Here is an 8,597-nt window from a genome sequence, read left to right on the forward strand (position 1 = left end):
ATAAATGTTTCTTTATATAAGAAGTTACAACATATTACTATATCAAAAATAGTGGGAATGTGACAAGCTTTTATTACTCTAACAAGTCGCTGCCCGACCTCTTCAATTGTTTTTGGTGAAAATGTATTGATTAACTTGAAGATAAAGGGTATATTTTACACAAATGAAGGCGTTTTCAGTTTATTTTTTCGAAACGTTTCACTAAAATTGGGTAAAAGGAGTTGATAGAATATGAAAAAGTTGCTTGGGTTACTTTTAATTAGCGTTCTGGTTGTTGCTTATGTTCTTTATTTTACAAGCACCTCTGAAAGGACTTACGTTCAACCGAAAAATGAAATGGAAACAGAATTGTTGGAAACTGCAGAAAAAACGTTTCGATTTTTTGAAGATTATACAGATCCTGAAACAGGTCTTACCATGGATCGTGTTGATTTTGAACAGGATGAAAACAAAGCCGAGCACACCTCCCCCACTAATATTGCCATGTATATGTTAGGGATGGTATCTGGTGTGGAACTTGGCTTTATTTCCAAAAAAGAAGCAAAACAAAACCTTGAAAAAACCTTGCGTACATTAAGCGAAATGGAAACTTGGAACGGCCTTTATTACAATTGGTATTTTACTAAAGATGGCACGCAAAAAACAGATTGGGGACAGTTTATCTCAAGTGTTGATAATGGTTGGTTGACAGCAGGATTAATTGTCACGGGACAGTATTTTGATGGTTTGAAAGAATTAACAGATCCTCTCGTGGAGCAAATGGATTATTCCACTCTTTATGACTCTTCTGTCGGTCATCTGCATGGAGGATACGATAAGGAACAAGAAAGCCTCACCCCTCACCATTACGGGATGTTATATACCGAGCCCAGAGTGGCAAGTTACCTTGCTATTGGTAAAGGAGATGTACCTGAGGAACATTGGTGGAAGTTGTACCGAACTTTTCCGCCAGAGTTTGATTGGCAATCTCAAATACCCACGGGAGCTATGAAGGATTACGACGGCATAAATGTTTTTCAAGGAATCTATGAATATGAAGGAATCAATTATGTACCAAGCTGGGGAGGTAGTATGTTTGAAGCGCTGATGCCAAGCCTTGTCATAAAGGAAAATGAACTCGGTGTGAATGCTTTAGGATTGAATAATCTCCAGCATGTAAAAGGTCAAATCCGTTATGCGGAAGTGAATGAATTGGATGCTTGGGGCTTTTCCCCTGCAGCAATCCGAAATAATTATGGAGAGTTTGGAGCGCCTGTATTAGGGACAGAAGGTTATGAGGATAAAGGTGTTGTTACCCCTCATGCAAGCTTTCTAGCATTAGAGCATGCTCCTGAAGAAGTCTATGACAATCTTAAAAAACTGAAAGACATGGGCGTCTATGGAGAAGATTATGGCTATTATGATACGGTGAATCTTCAGAATGGAGAAGTTGCTCATTCTTACTTATCTTTGGACCAGGGTATGATCTTGGCTTCTATTACCAATTACCTAAAGAAAGGTGTCATCAGGGAGTATTTTCATCAAGATCCAATTGGGGAAAGTCCTGAACACTTATTGGAAGTGGAGGATTTTGAGATAAAGGATTAAACATAAAAAGAGCCCCGATTTGAGCGGCTCTTTTTATGTTTCTATCAAGCTATTTTATTGTACCGATATAGGATAAAGAATTCACTTCTGCAGAATCATAGGAACCTTCTAGTATTTTTCTAATATCTTCAAGCATCGTCGGGAGGTCCACATCTTCTCCTTTTTTTCCGGAGAATGGTTCAGCAACAAAGAAAGGTTGGGTTAGATATGCCTCTAATCTTTCCCCTCTTTTATAAGTTTGGATTTCAGTTTCAGGGAGTAAATCCATTCCTCTGACTTGAACAAGTGAGCGTAATTCACGGTATCGTCTAAGAAGTTTTTGTGAGCGTTGTTGTATAGTTAAGTGGTGTTGGTCTAGGTGAGCACCTTCTAATACAGATGAAGTGGATTGTAAAGGATTAATAGCTGGATATTTGTGTCTTGCTGCAAGGTCTGCATCGAATTGCCATAACGTTTCTAAAGGACCGTAAGGAAGGTCTTCATCTACTACCTGCCCACTTAAATCAAGTAGGAAGGTTGTAACTGTATTCATTCCTACCTTTTCTAGTTTGTAGTGAAGGTCTTGAATGTTTCCATTCGCTACGTGTCCACGGTCAGCAGTGAAGATTAAATCTTTATTTGGTCCTAGTTCCATGATTTTTTGGTAAGCTTCTTCTATTGTATTAACTGTGAAATCTACATGATCAAGAATCTCCTCCACTTCGGGATGCTCCCCCTTAGGTGAAAGCATAATAGACGTGTACCCATCTCGTTTAAGACGGTAATACAACTCTGCTAGAACGACCAGTTGCCCCATGCCGGGCCTTGCTACGAGACCGTTAGTTCCTCCTTTAGTTAATGGAGCCAATAAATCGATTGCTTTAATTTTTGTTTCAATCATATCGACTTTCTCCCCTCTCAATATCAATTCATCTAAGCTACACTCTGCTAAATCTGCTAAAGCGATAATGGTACGTACTTCTGCTCTTCCTACTGGAATTTTGCCTGTGCACAGATTTGAAACGGTAGCGGGTCTCAAGCCCACAGATTTTGCTGCACTCGTTAAATTTGGGACCTTTCTCCTCAATAAAGCAACATTCAATCTAACGCTCTCCATTATTTTCACCTCCTGTTACTTTATAGAGTAATTTATATTCCACTAAAAAGCAACACAAGTTTACGCTTAAAAGTAATTATTTTTACAAGCGACACTCGTTAGCTTGGATTGTGGCCTTTCAAAGGCTGATTGTAACTATTTTTTTAGTTATTGTAACTTTCTCGAAGGTTATTATGACTTTTATAACGGTCATTGTGACACTTCGATTTTCGTAATAAAATTACACCAAAAAAGAGAGCAGCATCCAAGCTGCTCTCTCCTCATACAAAAACCAATCAAACATCCAACTCCATATCAGTCGATGCTTTACTGTTAAATACAGAAGTATCAAGGTCATTTGTCACCTTACTCGTCAGCACTCCTGCGGTCATACTGCCGCTTACATTGACCGCTGTACGCCCCATATCAATAAGTGGTTCTACAGAAATCAACAAACCTGCCAGTGCAATTGGTAAGTCCATTGCAGAAAGCACCAGAATGGCTGCAAAGGTTGCACCGCCTCCTACTCCTGCAACTCCAAACGAACTGATCGCCACGATGACAATCAACATGAATAGGAAGGATGGATCTAACGGATTTATTCCGACCGTCGGTGCGATCATCACTGCCAGCATGGCTGGATAAACACCCGCGCAACCATTTTGACCGATAGATAATCCAAAGGAACCGGCGAAATTGGCAATTCCATCTGACACGCCAAATTCTTTCGTTTGTGTTTTAATGTTTAATGGTAAAGCTCCAGCACTGGTGCGCGAAGTAAAGGCAAACGATAGGACTGGAATTGCTTTACGCACATAGGTCAGTGGATTCAAACCGGCAACAGCTAATAGAATTAAATGGATACCGAAAACAATTGCCAGTGCGACATAAGAAGCAGCTACAAACTGTCCGAGTTTAGCGATAGCTCCGTAATCACTTGTTGCGGTAACCCTGGTCATTAAAGCTAATACCCCATAAGGAGTCAGCCTGAGAATCAATGTTACAACTCTCATGATGATGGTATAGAATGTATCAACTATTTTAGAAAAGGATTCTGCCTGTTCCGGGTTCTTACGTCTGACCCCCAAGTAGGCAATCCCAATAAATGCGGCAAATATAACTACTGCTATGGTAGATGTTGAACGTGCACCTGTGAAATCAAGAAACACATTGGATGGAATGAAGTCCAGCATTTGTTGCGGGAAGGTTTTGGATGCAAGGTCCCCCGCTCGCTGTTCCATCTGCTCTCCTCTTATTGTTTCCGCTTCGCCTTGTTCAATTTCTATCGCTTCCAAATCGAAGACAAGTGTGGTACCGATACCAACGGCCGCTGCCACTGCTGTCGTACCAATCAAAATACCAATAATTAAAGCGCTAATCTTACCGATGTTGTTCTTTAATGTAAGCCTTGTAAAAGCGGCAATGATACTGATGAACACTAACGGCATAACAATCATCTGCAGGAATTTTACATAACCTGAACCTACAATGTTGAACCAGTCGATAGAGCCGCTCAATACTTCTGAACCTGATCCAGAAATAAACTGAAGGCCAAGACCAAAAACAATCCCAATTCCTAATGCAGAGAAAACGCGCTTAGAAAAAGAAACGCCTTTCTTTTGCATTGTATAAAGCCCAAAGCAGAGTAAAAGTAATAAAATAATATTAAGTACAATAAACAAAGTATCCATACTATCTCCCCCTTCTTTCTTAATTAAATACTTTAATCCACTAAAACAACCCTGTCAAGTAGGAATTGGATAAATAAGAATAACTTTCCAGAAAAAAATTATTCTTTGTTATAGTGTATTGAGCTTATTCTCATACATGCCCATCAAACCAAAAAAGAGGCTGTCCTTTTTATAGGACAACCTCATTAGTATTATTGTTCTTTGTCTACCATTGCTTCAAATGCTGCGGATACTTCGTTGAACTCTTCGTCCGTTTCAATTTCTGATAACTCGCCATCTTCTTCTACTTTCAAGAAGAAAATATCGACGTCGCCAGTCGTTTCTTTTGCAATCTCTTCCACAAAACCGACTGCAACGTATACAGAATCAGCTACGTCCATAGTGCCAAGTACCTCAAGTTCTTGTTCCTGATCATTTTCATCTGTCACAATAAAGATATCTCCTACTTCTATCTTTTCCATTTTTCTATCTCCCTTCTTTTACTAATCACTCTTGTAAGTCTTTTCCTTGTCCTCTTTATTCTATACACGTAAGGGACCTACTTATCTTAACACACTCCGCTCAGTAATTTATATTAAGAACAATATCAAATAAAAACGAGCCTCCACCTCTAAAGATGGAAGCTCGTTTTTTAGTGTGTTTTTAAAGGAACAAGCCACAACTGCCGTAACTTAGTATAAGAAAGTTTTAAACCACCACTCCTGAAAGTGGGTGTTCGCAAAAACATTCCTGTCGTCCTCTATCCATGGAGGCATGACATTCCTGCTTTTATATAAAACTCCCTAGCTAAGTATAAAGGTTAAAACTTTGTTATGGTTACGTACATCGTAGCTTGTTTCCCTATAGTACAGGAGAACGAGAAAAAATGCAAATGGTTTAAATTAAACCACTGCCTTGTAATGTTCACTACAATATGCCAATACAGCCTGCTCTTCTTCTTCTTCCATTTCGAAATCCAGTGTATTATTAGTATTCTCTTCGAGGAATTGATATTGTGCAATTCTGTGGCCGCTCTCTTCCACAGCAAATATTACTTTTAAATATACGCCTTGCTCGGAGAATAACTCGTCTTCTTCGTCGATTTCCAAATCCAGAAAAAATTCAAATCTGTCTCCTTCAATAATTCCTGTAGGGTCTTTGAGCTTTTCTGCTTCATGTCCTTTAATATTCATCTGTACAACTTCCTTTCTATCTCTTGAAATTTTTGTTGGTAAAATCTTTTTTCTGGCCTTTTCTCTTCTAGCTTTCGCTATATTAACATTGCGCTCTTCCTCATAGTCATCGCGGTCAGGAATGCTTATACCTTTGAATACTAGTTTTTCTAGGGGCATTTCAATCCCCTTTTCTATCATTTGAAGGAAATCCACATCCCTTGGAGCGAAAAGCGTGTACGCTTCTCCTGATCCGCTTGCACGTCCTGTCCGGCCAGTCCTGTGGATGTAGGTCTCTAAGTCCTGAGGAATGTCATAATTATAGACATGTGTCACGCCTTCTACATCTAGTCCACGAGCAGCTACATCTGTTGCAACAAGGTATTGAAGTTTGGCTTCCCGGAACCATTTCATCGCTCGGTTCCTCTTGGATTGCGGGATATCTCCATGTAATGCTTCACATTCTACTCCCTCATGTTTAAGAACCTCTGTTAGCTTCTGCACCCTCGCCTTTGTTCTGCAGAAGATGATGGCCAAATAGGGATTATGTTCTTTAATGAGGTGAAGCATGGTCCCTTCTTTACGACGGTCCGTCGTTTCCACGGCATAATGGTTGATGGAAGCTACTGTCACTTGCTTCTCAGCTATCTGGATATGTTTTGGTTGTTTCATATATTTCTTCGCTAATGCATGAATTTCATTTGGAATAGTTGCAGAAAACAGCATTGTCTGGCGTGAAGCAAAAATTTCTGCTGTAATGGTATCAATATCAGGTAGAAAACCCATCAATAGCATTTGATCAGCTTCATCGATGACGAGCATGGAGATGGTGGAAAGATCAATGGTTCCTCTTCTCACATGATCTAGCAAGCGTCCAGGTGTTGCCACGATTACATGCTGTGCTCCCTTTAGCTTTTTTAGCTGGGAGTTAACATCCTGTCCCCCATATACTGCAAGAACCTGTAAATCATCTATATTTTCTTTTAGATTTTTTATCTCTTTTGTAATTTGATGGGCAAGCTCCCTTGTCGGTGTAAGAATCAATGCTTGAGTTTCAGGGTTATTAACGTCCACCTTTTCCAAGATAGGAAGGACAAAAGCCAATGTTTTGCCTGTGCCGGTTTGGGCCTGTGCAATAACATCATGCCCCTCAAGTACTGCGGGAATAGTTCGTTCCTGTATTGGGGTTGGGGCATTGATCCCCATGGATTTTAAGGAGTGATTTACTCCTTTTCGAATCCCTAACTTTAAAAAATCAGTCACTCTTATCACGTCTCTTTTCTATATATAGCCTTAAAATAGCTCCAATAACTATATCATATAATAAAGTAGAGCATAAACAAAAACCGATCAGAACTCTCAGATCGGTTTTTTATCATTCTATCCAATTTTACTTAAACCAACCTTTTTCCTTAGATTGAGTAATCGCTTCAATTCTGTTTTTCACTTCAAGTTTATCCAATATGTTAGAAATATAATTTCTAACAGTACCTGATTTTATCCTTAATTCATCTGCTATTTCCTGCGTATTTTTCCCATCAGCCACAAGCTCCAGAACCGCTTTTTCCCTCTCAGTGAGCGGATTTTCTTCTCCGTAGAAGTCATCCATTAATTCCGGGGCATAAACGCGTCTTCCCGACATGATGCTTCGAATGGAGTTGGCCAGATCTTCACTTGGACTGTCTTTAAGTAAGTAACCGGTAACTCCCGCTTTCAAGGCTCTCTGGAAATACCCTGTTCTTGCAAATGTGGTCAATATGATGACTTTGCACCCAAGGCCCTTTATCTCTTCAGCTGCTTCCAAACCAGTTTTCTCTGGCATCTCAATATCCATAATACAAACATCTGGCTTATATTTGTGAAATAAAGCTACAGCCTCTTCCCCGTTTCCAGCCATTCCGACCACTTCCATGTCCTCTTCCAAATCTAGTAATGAACCTAAGGCGCCTAACATCATGCGTTGGTCCTCTGCTATTACTATCCGTATCATGCTTTCTCCTCCTGTTCCCTCTGATTGACCATTTTGGGCACCTTGATTCGGATTGTTGTTCCCTGTTCCCCACTAATCTCCATCAGTCCATTTACAAACTCCAGTCGTTCCCTAATGCCGAGCAGTCCGCTGCCTTTCCCTATATCATCCTGCTCTGTCATTCCAACCCCGTTGTCACGAATGGTCAGTCTGATTTCGTCTCCCAGCTGCTCCATCTTGACCGTGCATTTTGATGCTTTGCTATGTTTAACTACATTCGTAACCGCTTCTTTCAAGCACATACTCAATATGTTCTCTAAGAACAATGAATTGTCCTTTAAAGGTAAATCATGCTCCAATTTTAGGTCTATCTGTGCAGCATCAAGTATTTGTTTTATCCTTACAAATTCCTCTTTTAATCGAATTCCCCTCATTTGAGACACCATTTGTCTCACTTCATTTAAGGCGGTCCGGGCTGTTTGTTGAACATCCTTTAGCTCCAATTTTGCCTGGTCAGGATTCTTAGTCATTACTTTCCTTGCAAGATCACTCTTCAAGCCGATCAACGAAAGTTTTTGTCCAAGTGTGTCATGCAGATCTCTTGCAATCCGTTGCCTTTCTTCTTGAATGATAAGCTCAGAAATTCTTTTATTAGCTACATCCAACTGCTCTTCTAGCTGATCTTGTTTTCGCTTATTGTAAAGATTAAATGGTAATAAAATCACTGCAATCCAAATGATTACGACAAACGGGATTTGTTTTAAGAATAACTCGTCCCTCATGACGACATTTATGTTGATTGCTACTGTAGTTGCAATTAAATGAATGATATATAGCACAGTAAAGGCTATTTTATTTTTAATTTTCCATTATAAAAAGCAATATAGAAAGCAAAGTAAATGAAATGAAACAAGATAGTCATTGTAATGGAAATCCCTATCAGTAAACAGGTCCATAGGTAGACAGGCCACTTATTAGAGATGAATGCAAATCTATAAGCAAATAAAAAATAGAATCGTTAAACTTCTCTTTCACAAATTCTACAACTTCTTCTGCTGTGCTCATGCCAAGGATCTCTTCACGGTAGGAAGCAGCTTCCTCTTTAGAGATGCCGCGCAGTTGGC

At 39.7% G+C, this 8,597-nt stretch carries 8 protein-coding genes, 1 other RNA gene and 1 pseudogene; 1 reads left to right on the forward strand and 9 read right to left on the reverse strand.

All coding sequences use genetic code 11. The annotated features are described in order from the left end of the window. Positions 1-231 precede the first annotated feature (231 nt). The gene (locus tag M313_RS0106730; protein WP_010193607.1) at positions 232-1,587 is read left to right on the forward strand and encodes a glucoamylase family protein; all 1,356 of its coding nucleotides are present in this window, start codon (positions 232-234) and stop codon (positions 1,585-1,587) included. Between the two features lie 49 nt (positions 1,588-1,636). On the opposite strand, the gene M313_RS0106735 is transcribed toward M313_RS0106730, so the two are convergent. The 9 genes and pseudogenes from M313_RS0106735 to M313_RS0106765 all read right to left on the reverse strand — a co-directional run. Continuing rightward, on the reverse strand, positions 1,637-2,683 hold the full coding sequence (locus tag M313_RS0106735) for an ATP synthase beta subunit C-terminal domain-containing protein (protein ID WP_010193610.1): 1,047 nt from the start codon (positions 2,681-2,683) through the stop codon (positions 1,637-1,639). A 275-nt stretch (positions 2,684-2,958) separates the two neighbouring features. Continuing rightward, positions 2,959-4,353, reverse strand: coding sequence for an L-cystine transporter (locus M313_RS0106740; protein ID WP_010193613.1), 1,395 nt, complete (start codon positions 4,351-4,353; stop codon positions 2,959-2,961). Between the two features lie 191 nt (positions 4,354-4,544). After that, a complete protein-coding gene (locus M313_RS0106745) occupies positions 4,545-4,814 on the reverse strand; it encodes a DUF1292 domain-containing protein (protein WP_010193616.1) in 270 nt (89 codons plus the stop codon). A gap of 187 nt (positions 4,815-5,001) precedes the next feature. Next, positions 5,002-5,190, reverse strand: a non-coding RNA gene (gene ssrS, locus M313_RS25065) — 6S RNA. A 44-nt stretch (positions 5,191-5,234) separates the two neighbouring features. Continuing rightward, positions 5,235-6,767, reverse strand: coding sequence for a DUF6509 family protein (locus M313_RS0106750; protein WP_010193619.1), 1,533 nt, complete (start codon positions 6,765-6,767; stop codon positions 5,235-5,237). A gap of 127 nt (positions 6,768-6,894) precedes the next feature. Further along, positions 6,895-7,494 (reverse strand): response regulator transcription factor, encoded by a 600-nt coding sequence (locus tag M313_RS0106755; RefSeq protein ID WP_010193623.1) that lies wholly within the window; start codon positions 7,492-7,494, stop codon positions 6,895-6,897. Next, a complete protein-coding gene (locus tag M313_RS22895) occupies positions 7,491-8,255 on the reverse strand; it encodes a sensor histidine kinase (RefSeq protein ID WP_442778098.1) in 765 nt (254 codons plus the stop codon). Before M313_RS22895 ends, M313_RS0106755 begins: the two co-directional genes overlap by 4 nt. Next, positions 8,238-8,455: pseudogene (locus M313_RS26930) on the reverse strand (sensor histidine kinase); the annotation flags it as partial. The gene M313_RS22895 and the pseudogene M313_RS26930, both read right to left, overlap by 18 nt. Continuing rightward, positions 8,413-8,597, reverse strand: a 185-nt coding sequence (locus M313_RS0106765) for a hypothetical protein (protein ID WP_010193629.1), incomplete at its 5' end; no start/stop codon positions are given. The gene M313_RS0106765 and the pseudogene M313_RS26930, both read right to left, overlap by 43 nt.

This window comes from Bacillus sp. m3-13 (assembly GCF_000175075.1).
Classification (GTDB): domain Bacteria; phylum Bacillota; class Bacilli; order Bacillales; family Bacillaceae_I; genus Sutcliffiella_A; species Sutcliffiella_A horikoshii_C.